14 protein-coding genes are annotated in these 16,453 nt (G+C 68.6%); 5 read left to right on the forward strand and 9 right to left on the reverse strand.

What is annotated here, in order from left to right; translation table 11 throughout:
- From hrpB to NE2_RS26655, 4 genes are all read right to left on the reverse strand, one after another.
- A partial coding sequence (gene hrpB, locus NE2_RS26640; RefSeq protein ID WP_063909495.1) for an ATP-dependent helicase HrpB occupies positions 1-2,438 on the reverse strand: 2,438 nt, incomplete at its 3' end.
- Complete coding sequence (locus NE2_RS26645) at positions 2,435-4,060, reverse strand: class I adenylate-forming enzyme family protein (protein WP_063030593.1); 1,626 nt, start codon at positions 4,058-4,060, stop codon at positions 2,435-2,437. The genes hrpB and NE2_RS26645, both read right to left, overlap by 4 nt.
- A gap of 77 nt (positions 4,061-4,137) precedes the next feature.
- The gene (locus NE2_RS26650; RefSeq protein WP_063030496.1) at positions 4,138-5,064 is read right to left on the reverse strand and encodes a cyclase family protein; all 927 of its coding nucleotides are present in this window, start codon (positions 5,062-5,064) and stop codon (positions 4,138-4,140) included.
- Positions 5,065-5,145: 81 nt separating this feature from the next.
- Positions 5,146-6,570 carry an amidase gene (locus NE2_RS26655; RefSeq protein WP_063030498.1) on the reverse strand — a complete coding sequence of 475 codons (1,425 nt, stop codon included), beginning with the start codon at positions 6,568-6,570 and terminating at the stop codon, positions 5,146-5,148.
- Positions 6,571-6,893: 323 nt separating this feature from the next.
- Here NE2_RS26655 and NE2_RS26660 point away from each other — a divergent pair, with 323 nt between their 5' ends.
- Positions 6,894-7,655, forward strand: coding sequence for a dienelactone hydrolase family protein (locus tag NE2_RS26660; protein ID WP_063030500.1), 762 nt, complete (start codon positions 6,894-6,896; stop codon positions 7,653-7,655).
- Between the two features lie 123 nt (positions 7,656-7,778).
- Here the strand turns inward: NE2_RS26660 and NE2_RS26665 are convergent, their stop codons facing one another.
- The 5 genes from NE2_RS26665 to NE2_RS26685 all read right to left on the reverse strand — a co-directional run bounded on the left by NE2_RS26665 (position 7,779) and on the right by NE2_RS26685 (position 11,755).
- The gene (locus tag NE2_RS26665) at positions 7,779-8,192 is read right to left on the reverse strand and encodes a VOC family protein (protein WP_030514336.1); all 414 of its coding nucleotides are present in this window, start codon (positions 8,190-8,192) and stop codon (positions 7,779-7,781) included.
- A gap of 51 nt (positions 8,193-8,243) precedes the next feature.
- Positions 8,244-9,278 (reverse strand): BUD32 family EKC/KEOPS complex subunit, encoded by a 1,035-nt coding sequence (locus NE2_RS26670; RefSeq protein WP_063030502.1) that lies wholly within the window; start codon positions 9,276-9,278, stop codon positions 8,244-8,246.
- 38 nt (positions 9,279-9,316) lie between these two features.
- Positions 9,317-9,820, reverse strand: a complete 504-nt coding sequence (locus NE2_RS26675) for a hypothetical protein (protein ID WP_063030504.1) — start codon at positions 9,818-9,820, stop codon at positions 9,317-9,319.
- Positions 9,821-10,090: 270 nt separating this feature from the next.
- The gene (locus tag NE2_RS26680; protein ID WP_063030506.1) at positions 10,091-10,528 is read right to left on the reverse strand and encodes an META domain-containing protein; all 438 of its coding nucleotides are present in this window, start codon (positions 10,526-10,528) and stop codon (positions 10,091-10,093) included.
- A gap of 30 nt (positions 10,529-10,558) precedes the next feature.
- Positions 10,559-11,755, reverse strand: coding sequence for a L,D-transpeptidase (locus tag NE2_RS26685; protein WP_063030508.1), 1,197 nt, complete (start codon positions 11,753-11,755; stop codon positions 10,559-10,561).
- 275 nt (positions 11,756-12,030) lie between these two features.
- Here NE2_RS26685 and NE2_RS26690 point away from each other — a divergent pair, with 275 nt between their 5' ends.
- From NE2_RS26690 to NE2_RS26705, 4 genes are all read left to right on the forward strand, one after another.
- Positions 12,031-12,717, forward strand: a complete 687-nt coding sequence (locus NE2_RS26690) for a rhomboid-like protein (protein ID WP_063030509.1) — start codon at positions 12,031-12,033, stop codon at positions 12,715-12,717.
- A gap of 235 nt (positions 12,718-12,952) precedes the next feature.
- Positions 12,953-14,560 (forward strand): ABC transporter substrate-binding protein, encoded by a 1,608-nt coding sequence (locus tag NE2_RS26695; RefSeq protein ID WP_063030511.1) that lies wholly within the window; start codon positions 12,953-12,955, stop codon positions 14,558-14,560.
- 5 nt (positions 14,561-14,565) lie between these two features.
- Positions 14,566-15,522, forward strand: coding sequence for an ABC transporter permease (locus tag NE2_RS26700; RefSeq protein ID WP_063030597.1), 957 nt, complete (start codon positions 14,566-14,568; stop codon positions 15,520-15,522).
- Positions 15,515-16,390 carry an ABC transporter permease gene (locus tag NE2_RS26705; RefSeq protein ID WP_084494356.1) on the forward strand — a complete coding sequence of 292 codons (876 nt, stop codon included), beginning with the start codon at positions 15,515-15,517 and terminating at the stop codon, positions 16,388-16,390. Before NE2_RS26700 ends, NE2_RS26705 begins: the two co-directional genes overlap by 8 nt.
- The last annotated feature ends 63 nt before the right edge of the window (positions 16,391-16,453 follow it).

The raw sequence follows: 16,453 nt of genomic DNA on the forward strand, positions 1-16,453 counted from the left end.
CCGCGGCCGGCGTTGCGGGCCGTGCCGCGGTGGGCGGGCACCGTGGTGGGGTCTTCCGGCCAGGCGTGTTTGGGATAGCGGCCGCGCAGGTCCGCGCGAACGCGGGGCCAGCCGGTGCGCCAGAACGAGGCGAGATCCGCGGTGACCGCGACGGGGCGCTGAGCGGGTGAGAGCAGATGCAGCACGATCGGGACGCGGCCGTCCGCGAGGCGCGGTGCGTCGGTCCAGCCGAAGATCTCCTGCACCTTGATCGCGAGCACCGGCGGATCGGCGGAATAGTCGATGCGGGCGCGGCTGCCGGATGGAACCTGCACCCGTTCCGGTGCTAGTTCATCGATGCGCGCAGCATCCGGCCAGGGCAGCAAGCGGCGCAAGGCTTGTGCGGTATCGATGCGTTCGAGATCGGCGCGGCGGCGTGCGGCGGCGAGTTCGGGGCCGAGCCAGGTATCGGCGGCGGCGAGCAGCGCCTCGTCGTCGACCGCAGGCCACGGGTCGCCCAGGGTTCGGTGCAGGAAGTCGAGGCGCTGACGCAGGGCGGTCGCCTCGGCGGACCAGGTCAGCAGGCCGAGCCCCGACGACGCCAGCCCGCGGCGCACGGCGGCGCCGAGCAAACCCGGATCCGGATCGCGAATGGGCTTCTCCGACAAGGTGATCGCACCCAGTCGTTCGACACGCCGCGCCACCACATCGCCGTCGACCCACTCGACCTCGTCGGTGGTCGTCAGCAGTTCCGAGGCTGCGCGGCGGGCCAGGCGCTTGTCCGCGACCGCGGCCAGCCGGATGTAACCCTCGGAACGCCCGGGGTCGCGGGTGGCGACACCGACCGCCAGCCATTCCGGATCGCCGGTTCCCGAGCCGGGCGCAAGCGTGACCGCGGTTCCACCGGCCATGAGATAGCTCGCGGAGCCGGGGGCGCGTCGGCGCGCCAACCGTTCCGGATATGCCAGCGCCACAATATAAGCGGGATCATCGGCCCCGTCCGGCCCGTCGACCGTTCGGGCCAGCCGCTCGGCCTCGCGCCGCCAGCGCACCGGCTGCTCACGCCGGAGCCGGCGCAGGCCCGCGGTGAGATCGACACCCGAGATGAGGCTGTCGTCGTCGAGGACGGCGACGACTTCCGCGGCCGGTCGCGCCCCCACCTCGGCCGCTCCGTCGAGTAACGCGCGCGCCAGCCGCGGATGCAGCCCGATGCGGGCCATGCGCCGCCCGCGGTCGGTCACCGCACCGCCGGAGTCCACGGCACCCAAGGCGTGCAGCACATTCCGGCCGGCGGTCAGCCCACCGGCGGGCGGCGGATCCCACCAGCCGAGACCGTGACCGTCCGCCGTGCCCCAGCAGGCCAGTTCCAGTGCGAGCCGGGTCAGGTCGGCGGTGCGGATCTCCGGCTCGGGATAGGCGGGCAGGGTGGCGTGCTCGTGCTCCGGCCAGCATCGCCACACCCGGCCCGGCGCCTCGCGCCCGGCCCGCCCGGCACGCTGGTCGGCGACGGCCGCCGAGACGCGGACCGTGGCGAGCCCGGACAGCCCCCGTGCCCGATCGATGCGTGGCACGCGGGCAAGGCCTGAATCCACCACGGCACGCACGCCCGGCACCGTCAGGCTCGACTCCGCCACCGCCGTGGCGAGCACCACGCGCCGCCGAGGTCCGGGACGCAAGGCCGTGTCCTGGCTCGCCGCGGATAATCTGCCGTGCAGCGGAACGATATCCACGCCGTCGTGGCCGTCCAGAAGGGCGGCGACTCTTCGGATTTCGGCCGCACCGGGAAGGAAGACCAGCACGTCGCCGTCGATTTCGGCCAGTGCGGTGCGGGTAGCGCGTGCGACCTGTGCGTCGATTCGCTCCCGGGGCAAGGGCGGGACGTGGGTTGTGGCCACGGGAAAGGTCTGCGCCTCGACCCGCACCACCGGCGCCGCGTCGTCCGCGCCCAGCAGCGCCGAAAGGCGTTCGGCGGCAACGGTGGCCGAGGTGGCGAGTACCCGCAGGTCCGGCCGCAATCCGGCCCGGGCGTCCAGCAGCAGCGCCAGCAGCAGATCCGCGTCCAGATGGCGCTCGTGACATTCGTCGAGGACGAGCACGTCGACCCCCGCCAGCTCCGGATCGTCCTGCAGGCGGCGCACCAGCAAGCCGGCGGTCACGACCTCGATGCGGGTCCGCCGCCCGACCCGTCGATCCCCGCGGACCGAGTAGCCGACGGTTTCGCCCACTTGCTCGCCGAGCAGCGTAGCCATCCGCGCGGCCGCGGCCCGTGCCGCCAGCCGCCGCGGCTCGGCTACGAGCACCCGGCCGGAGTTGTTCGCCGCCAGCGCCAACGGCACCAACGTCGTCTTTCCGGTGCCCGGTGGCGCGACCAGGACCGCGGTCTCGCGGTCGGCCAACGTCGCGACGAGATGATCGAGAACTGCCCGGACGGGCAGATCGGGAAGTTCGAGTGCGATCACCGCAGCCCCAGCATGCGCATCGCGGTGTCGCGCGCGGCCGCGCGGTCGGTCTTGCCGCCCGGGCCGAGGTCGAGCCGGTCCACCACCACGACATATTCGGGCGTGTATTCCTTGGTCACCCCGCGCGATGCCAGCCGGGTCGACAGACCGGACGCGTCCAGGGTCGCGCCGTCGGCGAGCACGACCACGGCGCAGACGCGTTCGCCGTAGACGTCGTCGGGAACACCGACGACAGCGACGTCGGTGACCGACTCGTGCTCGCGCACCAGCTCCTCGATTTCGGGGATCGAGACGTTCTTGCCGCCCCGGATGACGAAATCCGATGTCCGCCCGACCACCCGCACCCGGTCGGTCTCGTCGATCTCGACGATATCGCCGAGCAGTGTCCACCCGTCGGGTGTGTAGAGCTCGGCGTCGGCGGCCGGGTCGTCCCAGTATCCGGCCGACACCAGTGGGCCGCGCACCGCCGGCCGGCCGCGGCGGACCGCACCGGCCACGTCGGCGCCGGCATCGTCGAGCACGCGCACGTTCATCGCGGCGAGAGTCCGGCCGCAGGTGCGCAGTCTGGTGTCGATGTCGTCGTCGAGGGTGGTCCGGCTCACCGCGCCGCTCTCGTTGGAGCCGTAGAACTGCAGGACCTTCGCGCCGGTCCGTTCCTCGAACGCGCGGGCATCGCGATAGGGAACGGGCTCACCGCCGGTGTACAGCACCCGCAGGCTGGACAGGTCGTGGCGTTCCAGCGTCCCGGAACGCAACAGCATCTTGAATTGCGTACTGACACAGCACAATACGGTGACTCGCTCGCGCTCGATGAGCATCGCGGTCTCCTCGGCGTCGAAGCGCGCGCCGACGACGACCGGTATGCCCAGCAGGGCGGGCAGGAAGTGCGCCGACCACAGGCCGAATCCGTACGGCGCCGGGACCACCGAGCAAACGATGTCCCGCGATCCGATCCGGGCACCCAGCATCGCCTCGCGCGCGAAGGCCGTCCATCGGCGCTCGGTGTGCGCGACGATCTTCGGTGTCCCGGTCGTCCCCGACGTCGAGTTGAGGATGGTCACCTGCGATGGTGTGAAAGTCGCTGTGGCGGAATACGTTTCGGTCGTGGGCGCCGTGCCGGAACGGTGGCGCGCGACGGCGCCGGACTGCTCGTCGACGACGAGAACGTCGCCCGGCATCACACCCTCGGCCTCGAGTTCCCGGACCAGCGCCTGCCAGGATCGGCCTCGGATCTCGGGCACGGTGACCAGCGTCGACGCCTCGGTCCGGCGCATCACGTGCCCGATCTCGCGCACGCCGGATCGCACCCCGACGGCCGCGGCGATGCGTCCCGCGCGGTAGCACCCGCACAGCGCCGCGTGGACGGCCGCGGTATCGGGGAGGAGCAGCGCGACCCGCGAACGGGGACCGCCGGAAGTAGAACGCAACGCCGCACAGATCGCGTCCGCCGACCGGTCGTATTCGCTCCAACTGGTCGACCCACCGGTAGTGACGAATGCGGCCCGGTGCGGAATCCGCTGCGCCCAGATGCGAACGATGTCGCTGATCGCGTGGTCCGTGTACGACTCCGGCGTGGTCGCGAAACTGCCCGGAACGATCGACTCCGCAGCGCGGTTCGTCATGATCACCTCACTCACCTGCCGCCACCGATGTCGCATCCTCAACCGTAGCCACCGCGCCCCGGCGCGCTGCGCAGCGGTCAGAAGATCGCGACCGGGGCGACCGGACTGCCGGTGGCACCGACGAACGGTTCCGGCATCGCCGACAGCAGGAAGTCGTAGCGGCCTTCCTCTGCACACACCCGGGAGAGGTCCTCGAGGTTCCAGTTCTGGCCCTGCAGCATGCCCATCTCGACCAGGTGCAGGGCATGCACCGCCAGCCATGGGCCGTCGGCTTCGGGCGGGCAGATCTCGAAGGTGAGGGTGTCGGTGGCGACGGCGGCGACGTCGCGGGCATGGAACCATTCCGGGCAGCGCACCGACAACCCCGGTGACGGCGTCCCGTAGCCCTCGCGGTCGCCCGCCAGATAGAGCCGTATATGCCCGGTGCGCACCAGCACCACATCCCCGGCCCGCACCCGCACCTGCGCCATCGCCGCGGCGGCGTCGAGATCCTCCGGCGAGACGGCGTGATCGCCGGCCAGCCGGTCGACTCCGCGGGCGCGGGCGACGTCGAGCAGCACCCCGCGCGACACCAGATGCGGCACCTTCTCGATACCGCTGAATCGGGCACCACGGTGAGCGGTGATCGATTCAGCGGGGCGGCCGTTGTAGAGACGCCCGGCATAGGAGACATGTCCGAGGCCGTCCCAGTGCGTGCCCGCCTGCAACCCCATGGTGATCGAATCGTCGCTGGTCGCAATCGCGCCGGGCCCGAACATCTCCCAGTTCAGGGCAACCATGGTGTGCAGCGGATTCACTCGTCCCGGCACGAGTCCGGTCTGCACGCCACGCTGGTGCAGCGGCAGTGCCAGCCCGACTCGCCGTCCCGTGCGCACGGTCGCGGCGGCGGCCCGGACCACCTCGTCGGTGACGAAGTTCAGGGTGCCGATTTCGTCGTCGGCGCCCCAGCGTCCCCAGTTGTTCACGCGCGCCGCGATCTCACGAAAGACAGACATGTCCGGCATGTGCGCACGATACCGGCGGTCCCGTGGGTTGCCAATCCTTCACTCCCACTGAGCGAAACGGCCGTTCGGGGCGTCCAGCGGTCAGCCGACGGGCGGCCGGACGGGAGCCGTGCGCCACGGGCGTGCCTGCTCGAGTTGTGCCGCGACCTGCAGCAGCAGATCTTCGCGGCCGAAGGCGGCGACCAGTTGAATGCCGACCGGCATTCCGGCACTGTCGGTGCCCAGCGGGAGCGAGATCGCCGGCTGCCCGGTCACATTGAACGGGCTCGTCATGCCGCTGAACGACATCGCGTGCTCCCACAACGACGCCGGGTCCGTGGTGTCGAGCAGGCCGAGCGGCGCGACGACCGTCCCCAGCGTCGGCGTGAGCAGCAGGTCGTGGTCCGCGAAATAGCCGCCCAGCGTGGTGGCCGCAGTCTCGAGGTCGCGCAGTGCGCGGACGTAATCGCCCGCACTGTCCTGGTTCGCGGCGTCGTACATCATCCGGGTCATCGGTTCGAGGTCGTCGTCGCGCACATCGCGGCCGAGCGCTGCCAGCCGCGCCTTCACATCCACCGCGACCGGCACCGCCATCAGATACTGCAAACCGCTCATGATTTCCTCGAAGGGAAAGTCGGGCGCCTCGTCCACCACGTCGTGGCCGAGATCGGTAAGGACGCCGGCGATATCTCGCGTCGCCGCAACACAATCGGGATGTATGGCGGCGCCCGAAGGCAGCGTCGTCGCGATCCCGATGCGCAGGTGCCCCGGATCGATGCGCATGGCGTCGACGTAGCGCATCGACGGCGCGGCGATGACGTACGGATCGCCGGGGACGGCACCGGCGCCGATATCGAGCAACATCGCCGTATCGCGCACGCTGCGGGTGACGGCGTGGTTGACGCTCATCGGCGCGGCCAGCAGATTCCGTGCCGGATAGGCGGGCACCCGGCCGCGGCTGGGTTTGAGACCCACCAGCCCACACGACGATGCCGGGATGCGGATCGAACCGCCGCCGTCACTGGCCTGACCCGCGGGCACGATTCCGGCGGCCACCGCCGCCGCCGAGCCGCCCGAGGAGCCCCCAGCGGAGTGATCGAGGCGGTGCGGATTGCGCGTCGGCCCGAACAGCAGCGGTTCGGTGCTCGCGTTCAACCCGAATTCCGGTGAATTCGTCTTGCCGATGATTACCATGCCGGCGCGCCGATACCGTTGCACCAGTTCGGAATCCGCGGCGGCGACAGCGTCGGCGAACAGTCGGGAACCGTTGGTCGTGGGCAGCCCCGCGACGTCCATGTGCAGATCCTTGATCACGAAGGGGATCCCGCGCAGTGGCCCATCGGGTAGCCCCGCGGCCACCTCACGACGCGCTTCGTCACCGCGCTCGCTCACCACCGCGTTGATCGCGGGATTGCGCTCCGCGAGCCGGCTCAGGCTGAATTCGAGCACCTCCTCGGCCGACACGTCGCCGGCCTCGAGCGCCGCGGCCAGTCCTGTCATGTCGGTGGTGTCGAACAGATCCCGCATCGAAGTCCCTATCAGTCGTGCCGTACCGAGAATCGCGAGTCTCGTCCTACCAACCGCCGGGTCCCGGGCGGACCGGTATTCCGCCTACCGGGATCTGCCGTTTCCCGGGCGTCGAGGATTTGACGGTGGCGCGGCGCGGTGAGCTACGGTGTGAGGCGATGACTACCGGGACGGCTTCACGCCACACACGGATGGGTTACCCGGTGCTCTGCTGAGCGCCCTGCGAGCCGATACGGGCTCGCATATCGACTGCTGCGGTATCGCGCGGGCTCCGCCTTCGTCGTGTTGATCACAAACCTCAACGACGACAGAAGGATTCGATAATGACCGAAACACACGGCATCTCGGTAGACGTGCAGACACCCGACGGTGTCGCCGACGCCTACCTCACCTCCCCTGCCGACGGCGCCGCCCATCCGGGAGTGCTGGTGGTCCAGGACGGTTTCGGGCTACGGCCCAGCCTGCGGGCGCTGGCCGACCGGATCGCCGCCCACGGCTATACCGTCCTGCTTCCCAACGCCTACTACCGTCACGGGCGCGTACCGGTGATCGAGTTGCCGGACTACATCGACCCGGCGCGGCGACCCGAGATCTTCCAGCAGGTCTTCCCGATGATCCGCGACCTCACAGCGGAGGTCTGGCGCTCCGATGCCGCCGCCTACCTCGACTGGCTCGCGGCGTCGCCGAAGGTCGCCGCGGGCAAGGCCGGCGTCACCGGCTATTGCATGGGCGCCCGCCTGGCGGTACTGACCGCCGGCATGTTCCCCGACCGGATCGCGGCGGTGGCCGGATTCCACGGCGGACCGCTCGTCACCGACGCCGCCGACAGTCCGCACCGCAACGCCGGAAACATCACGGGCGAACTGTATTTCGCCCACGCCGGCGAGGACGACCACATGACCCCCGAACACATCAGTGCCTTCGACAAAGCACTCGCCGACGCCGGTGTCCGCCACCGCACCGAGGTCTACGAAGGTGCCCACCACGGGTTCACCCAGGCCGACACCTCCGCCTACGACGCCGAAGCCGCCGAACGCCACTACCGCGAACTCCTGGCCCTGTTCGACCGCAACCTGCGCCGGTAGGTCGAGAACACGGACCCGCGGCTGGGTGCGACGCCGGATCGATGGGAGCCGAGCGTCCGGGCTCGGCGGCAACACCGAGCCCGGATATCGCCCTACCGACGCCGCAGTCTCCTCACCCGACGACTACTTGGGCGCGACCAGCTCCAGCGCGATATTGTCCGGATCCCGAAACTCCAGTATGTAACTGACACCGATGTCCTTGATGTCCTCATGCGCTATCCCGCACGCGTCCAGATGCGCTGCGGCGGCTTCCAATTCGGCGAGCGACGCGACAGTGAAAGCAAGATGGTCGAGACCGACACGATTCTCGTCGAAACGGTCGGAACCAACCGGCCGCAGCCCGATCAAACCGTGTTCCATCTTGTAGATCACCCCGCCGAAGAGAAAACCGAGACGCTCACGCGTCTCCTCATCCGCATCGGCCGGAACCTCCAGCGCCACAGGCCAGCCGAATACCTGCTCGTAGAAGGCCCGCGAACGGCCGATATCGCACACCGTGAGACGGACGTGAGCAACAGATCCCGTAGCAATCGCCATAACGATCATGCTCGCACGCCGCCTCCCTACCCGCAGGTTCCCGGCCGCCGACTACCGGCCGCGCGCATCGGCCCATCGCCCTCGGATATCGGGGTACTCCGCGTGGAGGTCGCCGCCGAACAGCTTCCAGTAGAAGGCGTTCATCTTCGCGGCAACGGGTGCGTGCCGGGTCAAGACCGGAGCGATCACCGGTGGCACGTCATCCGGTATGCGCCCGGCGGCACACTCGAGTACGTACTCGTTGCGGGCGACCGGACCGCCGCTGGAGGGTGTCGGTACACCGCAGACTTCGGTCACCATCCAGTTGACCAGTCGCATGGCGGCGTAGCCGGCGTCATGTGCGACGTGTTTTCTCGTGAAGCCGTGCTCAGCGGCCGACAGGTTGAATCGTGGCGATATGGCCAGCCCGAAGTCGCTGAGATAGATCCGTTCCATATCGGTGCGAATGTTGCCGAAATGCCCGTCCATGTGCAGCAACTCCCGATCCCGCAGAAACGTCACGATCTCCGAAAGCTGCCGCTCGAGTGCGACGGCCCTGTCAACCGGGCCCTCCCCCAGCCAGTCCGCCAACGGATGGGGGATGTACTCGCAGAACAGCACAAGGCTGCACTGAGCGGCGGCTAGCGCTTCGAGACGGGCCCGCACGGCTCGGCTGCCACCCTGGGCGGTGACCACGGTGTCGATGTCGGCGTGTTCGGCTGTGACCGGCGACCGGCCGGGGAGCACCCGCCAGTGGTAGAGGATCGGGAAGGACTGTGTCTCGCCGGCCAGAACGGCATCCGTGACGATAATGTTCGCCGCCAGCTCGCGCCAGGCGTTGACACTCGGGCCGCCGATACCATATTGGCAGAACATCGGCAGGTTGAACAGGTTCGCCGTGGAACCAGAGTTGGCGACCTCCCGGTCGGTCAGCGGGATCCGCTTGGTGAAGACCGGCACGCCGTCGACGTCGACCAGCGCCGCGCCACCACCCACACCCACGTTGACGACTCGACCGGTGCCTACCAACTCGGCGAGCTGGAGATGGCTGCAAGACGCCAGGAATGCCGAGATTACTTGGTAGCGGGCGGTTCTGGCATTTGTCATCGCACGATTGTGGCACCGGCCAGGCGCCTCGAACGTGGTCAGACCGGGGCTTCGGTGGGCCGACCGTGCAGCAAGGCCTGCAGTTGCTTGGTGTGGCCCGGTAGCTCCACCTCGGTCAGGCCGATGATCAGATCCCGCAGAGGTAGTGGCTGATCGACCAGCACGGTGTCGTTGGAGAGCAGACGAGTCGGGACCGGGGTGTCGAGTTCGGTGTCGCTCAGGGCCGGGCCGGAGAGGCTGCAGAGGACCTCGGCTTGCCGGCGCAGGCGGTCCCGCAGGCCGGTGCTGCCGCCGGCAAGCTCTACGACACGGTCGATGGTCCAGATGTCGAGCGCAGTGCGGTTGTCGTAGGTGGTGTGCCGGCCCGCGGCGACGGCCGACGCGGCAGCGATGGTGGCGGCGGTGATCAGGCAGACGTGCCCCAGGATCTGGTCGGCATTCCATTCGCCTGGTGCGGGGGCGATCGTCTGTGAATCGGCCACGGTGTCAGCGGCTTCCAGAAGCGCGCGGTAGGCGTCGCCCAGCGCGGTGGTGTCGAGCATAGCTGAATTATGCAGGTATTCACCTGCCTAATTCAATCCGGTGATGCCTGTCCTATACCGGTGAGCGCCATCCACTGTCTGCGACTCGAAATCGCTTGTGGCCGTTGGCGGCTCCGTCGGCCGAGCGTGATGGCGCAGAGCGTGCGGCGGTCATACCTGCAAGTCGGGAAGCGCGAATGGTGCTCGCGTACGGCTGCGGGAGGTTCGGAGGACTGCTGGACCGGCTGGGCGGGAACCGGAATCCACGATGTGCTGATCGGATCGTGGAGCTTAGCCGGCGGGTTCCGACTCGTGCAGAGTCACGGTGCGGCCGGCGGTTTTCAACGTCAATGTCGCGCCGTCGAGACTCCATGTCGGGCTTGCTTGCAGGAGTGAGGTCGCCCATTCGTCGGCTCCGGCGCGGTCGCCTACGCACGCCATGCGGGTTGCGGCGAGAGGGCCGGTGTGCAGGGTGTTCCCGGTCAGGTCGGCGGAGCCCATGAGGGTGTTGCAGCCGGCGGTGGCGCTGAGGTGACCCTCGGTGAAGGTCAGGCGGAGCGGGCCGTCGCCGGGGATTCGCGGGCCTTGGACGCCGGTGGAGACGTAGGTGTGGCCGACGGGAGTGGCGGGTGCGGAATCCGTTGGGGTGGAATTGTTTCCGGAGGAGCAGGCGACTCCCGCCGTCAGCACGGCCAGGACCGGAGCGAGTCGCAGGATATTCGCCGACATGCTCCGATGGTAGCCGCAGGGTGGGGCGGATCAGCTGCTCGCGTTACCGGCCTGCCACGTGGTCCACGGGACCTCCCAGTCGCCGTAGGTGTCCCATACGGGCAGCGGCTGCCCGCCCGAGTTCGTGATCTCCACGACGTCGCCGACGCCGAAGTGGTCGAAGAACCACTGGGCGTTGTCGGGTGAGAGGTTCACGCAGCCGTGCGACACGTTGCTGGCCCCCTGCTGCCCCACCGACCAGGGCGCCGAATGGACGAATTCGCCGTCGTTGGAGATCCGTTCGTCCAGGTCCACCTTCTCGCGGTAGTACCCGGGCTGGCCGGCGCAGACCCCGTAACTGCAGGAGTCCATGATGATCGACGGCGATTTCTCCGAAATGACATGCGGCCCTTCGTGCGACGGGAATCCGGGCGAGCCGAGACTCATCGGCATCTGGTTCACCTGCGCGCCGTTGTGCAGGATCGTCAGCTGTTCGGTGTTGCCGTCGGCCTGCGCGATCCAGGAGTCGTGGACCGTGTAGTCGGCGCTGTTGTTCTCGGCGCCGAACACCCCGTCGCCGAGGTCGAGACCGAAGACGTCGGCTTCTATATGGATCTTGGTGCCCGGCTGCCAGTACTGCGCGGCGCGGTAGTGCACATCCTTGTCGTCGACCCAGTACCAGGCGCCCGGCTGCGGCGGCGTGACGGTGACCTTCAGATGCTTCTGCACCTCGGCCTTGTTCGCCACCGGCGCGGTGAACTGGAACACCATCGGCTGCCCGACCCCGATCCCGGTCTGGGCGACCAGATCGGGCGCGGGCACCACATTCGCGTACGCCTTGTGACCGGCGTCGATCGTGGCCACGGTGAATGTCTTGTTCGTCGCGACCTGGGCGAGGTTCACCGCTTGGGCGTCGACGCGGTAGGAGGTCCCGTAGCTCAGCGGATCCTTCGAGGTCCAGCTGCGATGGTCGGCACCGAAATCGCCGGCGACCGCTTTACCGTCCCCATCGGTGACGGTGACCTTGGTCAGCATGCCGTCGGCGGAGTTCACCACGAGGGGCGTCGCCGGATTGAGCGGTCCGTGGTCGGCCGTGGGCACATCGATCGTCGCGGGCGCGGTGATATCGGGCCCCTTGGACACCGGCGCCGACGACGTGCCGCCATTCGAGCCGCCACATCCGCCGACGAGCACGACGATCGCCGTCAGCACCGCCGCCACCACCAGTAGAGATCGACGCCTGCGCACGTCCTCACCGCCTCTGTCTCGCACCCTCGCATGCACAGCGCCCACCCGGGACACAGCACCCTCCAGTCCACACCATCAATCCGGTGTCGCACCGCAGCAGCAGAGTACGTGTCGTCGCCGCCCCGCGCGCGCCGGGCATGGCCGGACCAGGCGTTTTGCCGCATTCGTGGCATTCGGCGACGGATGATGCGGGCTCACCCGTTACGGGTGATTGCGCGCGGTCAGTGCGGGCTCATAGTGGAGCGATCTTCGCGATTCGTCGAGGAAGGTGACCGATGCCCAGGCGAGAGCGCTTCCGGTGGCCGACCGCCGCGGGTGCGGTCGGCGACTACATCCGGCACGCGCCCGGCACCTACATCTGGCTGACCATCCTGCTGGTGTCCACACTCGTGGTCCGGCACCTGTCTCCCGATCAGGCCGAGATCCTGCTGGGCAACCGCTCGACCAATCTGCATCATCTGCGCGAGGATCCGGTGCACGTGCTGATCTCCAGCGCCTTCTGGCTCGCGGGCGGCGGCTGGTTGGGCTACGCGGTCAGTTACACCCTCTTCCACGCCCAGGCCGAACGCTGGCTGGGAACGCTGCGCTGGCTGGCGGTGGTGGTGATCGCGCACGTCGGCGCGACCTATCTCAGCGAGGGAGTGCTGTATTGGGCTATTCATCACGGTTACGCACCCGAATCCGCGGTGAACACCCTCGATTACGGCGTGAGCTACGCCTTGGCGGGTGTGATCGCCGTGCTGGTGTATCGGATCGCGAAGCCGTGGCGGTACGTGTATCTGCTCGGCGTGGTGGTGTTCTACGCGATTCCGGTCTTCGCGAACCGAACCTTCACCGACATAGGGCATTTCAGTGCGATGGTCCTCGGCCTGGCCTGCTACCCGCTGACCCTGGGGCGGCCGGGCGTGTGGGATCCGGAGGTGGCGGTGCGTGGGCTCGCCGGGTCCGTGCGACACCGGTAATCAGACCGCCGGGCCGTCGTCGCGACAAGGATTGGATTCATCGCGATCCAGAGTGCTGACCCCGCATCGGAATTCCCCTAGCGTGACGTTTCGCCCATCCAGAGCGATCGAAAGACCCGGCTCCACGAAGTCGCAGCAACCCGCCGACTGGGTGTGGGTGCTACCGCCGGGACCGGCCGACCACTTCCAGCCGTCCACCCGGCACCTACCGCATCGATCCACCCGGAGTCACCGAATGAAACGAATTCTCTCGCCGGCGCTCGCACTCACCGCGACGCTGGCGATCGCCGCCTGCGCGAACACCACCGATGGTGGCGGCGACGCCGGTCCGCCGCAGTCGGGCGGAACCCTGCGCTACGGCCTGTCGCAGGCGCCGACCTGCTCGGATCCGGCCCAGGCCGGCACCAACCAAACCCTCTACGTGGCACGCCAGATCGTGGATTCGCTCACCGACCAGGATCCCGCGAGCGGTGAAATCAAGCCGTGGCTGGCCACCTCCTGGCAGGTGAGCCCGGACGCGAAGACCTTCACCTTCCATCTGCGGCCCGACGTCACGTTCAGCGACGGCACACCGCTGACCGCCACGTCGGTGCAGAAGAACTTCGACGCCGTCGTGCACACGCTCACCGCGGCGAAAGCGCCGCTGGGCGCGAGCTATCTGTCCGGCTACGCGGGCACCACGGCGATCGATCCATTCACCGCCGAGGTGCGATTCGACGCGCCCAACGCGCAATTCCTGCAGGCCTCCTCGACCCCGCAGCTGGGCATCCTCGCCGACGCGACCACCGCGAAACCAGCCGAACAGCGCTGCCTCGGCGACAACATCGGCAGCGGTCCGTTCGTCTATGCCGGCTATCGCCAGGACGCCTCCGCCACACTGGTCAAGCGCCCCGGATACCGGTGGGGTTCGGCGGTGTTCGCCCATTCCGGCGAGGCGTATCTGGATCGCGTCGAATTCACGGTCGTCCCCGAGGCAGGAGTGCGGACCGGCAGCCTGTCGTCGAATCAGCTCGACGCCGTCAGTGACGCACTGCCACAGGATGTCCCGCAACTCGAGGCCGCCGGCGCCAAGGTGCAGTTCGACTCGAATCCGGGCGTTCCCTTCGGACTGCAGCCGAATGTGAGTCGTGCGCCGCTGTCGGATTCCGCCGTGCGCCAGGCCCTGTTGCACGCCATCGACCGCAAACAGCTGGTGGATACGGTGCTCGGACCGCAGTTCCTGCCCGCCACCGGCCCGCTGGCCTCGAAAACGCCTGGGTACGTAGATCTTTCAAAGTCGATAGCCTTCGACCCCGAGCAGGCGCGCCGCCTCCTGGACCAGGCCGGGTGGGTGCCCGGCGGCGACGGAATCCGCGTCAAGGACGGGCGGCGACTGTCGTTCGGTGTGCTGTTCGGTGCGCAGTTCGCCGCGAATCAGGCGACCTTGGAACTGGTGCAGCAGCAACTACGCAAGGTCGGGGTGGACATCCGGCTGGAGTTGACGCCCGTCGCCGAGTACACCGCGCGGCAGAACTCCGGTGACTTCGACGCCACCTACTTCAACACCACCCGCGCCGACGGCGACATCCTGCGCACCACCTTCGGCCGCGGACAGCGAAACCTCAACCAGCGCGGACCGATTCCGGCGCTGGACCAGGCGCTCGCCGACCAGCTCTCGACCACCGACCCGGCGGCGCGGGCGGGGATCATCGGGCAGGCACAGCGATCGGTGATCGAGAACGGACTGTGGTTGCCGACCATCGAATTGTCGCAGGCGATCGGCGTGTCGGGTGCGGTGCACGATCTGAAGTTCGAGGCCTCGGCCCGTCTGCAGTTCTACGACACCTGGTTGAGCAAGCGATGAATCCGATGACCCGGTATGTGATCGTGCGGGTGCTGCAGGCGATCGGCGTGCTCTGGGCGGCGTTCACCATCTCCTTCGCCGTACTGTTCCTGCTGCCGTCGGATCCGGTGCAGATGGCCATCGACGCGGATCCGGGCGTGCCTCCCGATCCCGCCGCCATCGCGGAACTGCGGGCCAAATACGGCCTGGATCGCTCCGTGCCGGAACAATATTGGACCGCGCTCACCCATGCCGTCCGGGGCGATCTCGGGCGCTCGCTGAACACCGGGCAAACCGTCACCGGCGCCCTGGCACAGTCGATTCCCTCGACTCTCGCGCTGGCCGGTCTCGCGCTGCTGCTGGCGATCGTCTTCGGCGCCGCGCTGGCCGTGGCCGCGTCCTACACTCGGCGGCCGTGGTTGCGGAATCTGCTCACCGCGCTACCGCCGATCGGCGCGGCGATGCCTACGTTCTGGGTGGGATTGCTTCTGCTGCAACTGTTCTCGTTCCGGCTTCGCCTCGTGCCCGCATTCGGCGGGACGGGTTTCAGCGGCACGATCCTGCCCGCGATCACCCTGTCCGTGCCGGTCGGCGCCGTCATCGCGCAGGTGCTCTACAGCGGTCTCGCCACCACCTGGCGGCAGCCGTTCGTCGAGGTGGCCTTCGCCAAGGGCGCCTCGCGGCTGTGGGTGCAGTGGCGGCACGTACTGCGCGCCGCGGCCGGGCCGGCGCTCACCGTCGCCGGACTGTGGGTCGGCACGGTACTGGCAGGTTCCGTGGTGGTCGAAACCGTGTTCTCCCGCGGCGGACTGGGCCGGCTCACCCAGAACGCGGTACTGCATCAAGACATTCCGGTGGTGCAGGGCATCGTGTTGATCGCCGCCCTGGCATTCGTGGTGGTGAACCTGGCGGTGGATCTGATCTATCCGGTGCTCGATCCCCGCGTCGCCGTCGCTCGCGAGAAGGTGCGTGCTCATGTCTGACACACTGCTCATCGCCGACCCCCCGTCCGTCCGGACGGCGGAACTGCGGCACGCGTTGGTGCCGAAGCGGCTGCGTGCCACCGCAGGACCGGCGGTGTCGATCCTCGTGCTGATCGTGGTTGTCGGCTGGGCGGTCGCGCCCTCGCTTCTCGCCGGCGACGATCCACGCGCGGGCGTGCCGGAGGAGAAATTCCGCGGCCCGAGCCTGCAGCACTGGTTCGGTACCGACAATCTCGGCCGCGATCTGTACACCAGAGTGGCGCACGGGGCGGCGCTGACGCTGTCGGCGACCGTCTGTGCCGTGCTGCTGGGGTTGGTGGTCGGGTCGGCGATCGGTCTCGTCTCCGGCACCCTCGGCGGCACCGTCGATGCCGTCGTCATGCGCGGAGTCGATGTGCTGCTGGCGATTCCCGAACTGCTGTCGGCGCTGGTACTCATCACGGTGCTCGGGCTGGGCACCCGGAACGTGGCCATCGCGGTGGGAGTGGCGCTGATCGCCCGGTTCGCGCGGGTGATGCGCGCGGAAGTGCTGCGAGTGCGCCGCGCGCCCTACGTGGAGGCGGCGTTCGCGTCCGGAGTGCGCTGGCACACCGTGCTGCTGCGTCACATTCTGCGGACGGCCTACGCGCCGGTCGCCGCCCTGGCCGCGGTCGAATTCGGTGTTGCGGTACTGGCGATCTCGTCGCTCAGCTTCCTCGGCTACGGCGCCGCGCCACCCACCCCGGAATGGGGTTCGCTGATCTCGGAGGGCCGCAACTACCTCGTGCTCGCCTGGTGGATGACCACCCTGCCCGGTCTGGTGATCGTCGCGGTGGTGCTCGCCGCCCAACGCATCGGCCGCTCGATCGGAAGCAAGGACGACCGATGAGACATACTCGCGCAGCTTCTGATCGGTCCGACCGGGTGCGGGTGTCCCGCAAAATACAGGAGG

The organism is Nocardia elegans NBRC 108235, assembly GCF_001612845.1.
Taxonomy (GTDB): Bacteria; Actinomycetota; Actinomycetes; order Mycobacteriales; family Mycobacteriaceae; genus Nocardia; species Nocardia nova.

Excerpts from the sequence above, each read along its gene's own strand:
- NE2_RS26645 (WP_063030593.1), bottom strand. The coding sequence starts at position 4,060 with ATGACGAACCGCGCTGCGGAGTCGATCGTTCCGGGCAGTTTCGCGACC.
- NE2_RS26650 (WP_063030496.1), bottom strand. The coding sequence starts at position 5,064 with ATGCCGGACATGTCTGTCTTTCGTGAGATCGCGGCGCGCGTGAACAAC.
- NE2_RS26655 (WP_063030498.1), bottom strand. The coding sequence starts at position 6,570 with ATGCGGGATCTGTTCGACACCACCGACATGACAGGACTGGCCGCGGCG.
- NE2_RS26660 (WP_063030500.1), top strand. The coding sequence starts at position 6,894 with ATGACCGAAACACACGGCATCTCGGTAGACGTGCAGACACCCGACGGT.
- NE2_RS26665 (WP_030514336.1), bottom strand. The coding sequence starts at position 8,192 with ATGGCGATTGCTACGGGATCTGTTGCTCACGTCCGTCTCACGGTGTGC.
- NE2_RS26670 (WP_063030502.1), bottom strand. The coding sequence starts at position 9,278 with ATGACAAATGCCAGAACCGCCCGCTACCAAGTAATCTCGGCATTCCTG.
- NE2_RS26675 (WP_063030504.1), bottom strand. The coding sequence starts at position 9,820 with ATGCTCGACACCACCGCGCTGGGCGACGCCTACCGCGCGCTTCTGGAA.
- NE2_RS26680 (WP_063030506.1), bottom strand. The coding sequence starts at position 10,528 with ATGTCGGCGAATATCCTGCGACTCGCTCCGGTCCTGGCCGTGCTGACG.
- NE2_RS26690 (WP_063030509.1), top strand. The coding sequence starts at position 12,031 with ATGCCCAGGCGAGAGCGCTTCCGGTGGCCGACCGCCGCGGGTGCGGTC.
- NE2_RS26695 (WP_063030511.1), top strand. The coding sequence starts at position 12,953 with ATGAAACGAATTCTCTCGCCGGCGCTCGCACTCACCGCGACGCTGGCG.
- NE2_RS26700 (WP_063030597.1), top strand. The coding sequence starts at position 14,566 with ATGACCCGGTATGTGATCGTGCGGGTGCTGCAGGCGATCGGCGTGCTC.
- NE2_RS26705 (WP_084494356.1), top strand. The coding sequence starts at position 15,515 with ATGTCTGACACACTGCTCATCGCCGACCCCCCGTCCGTCCGGACGGCG.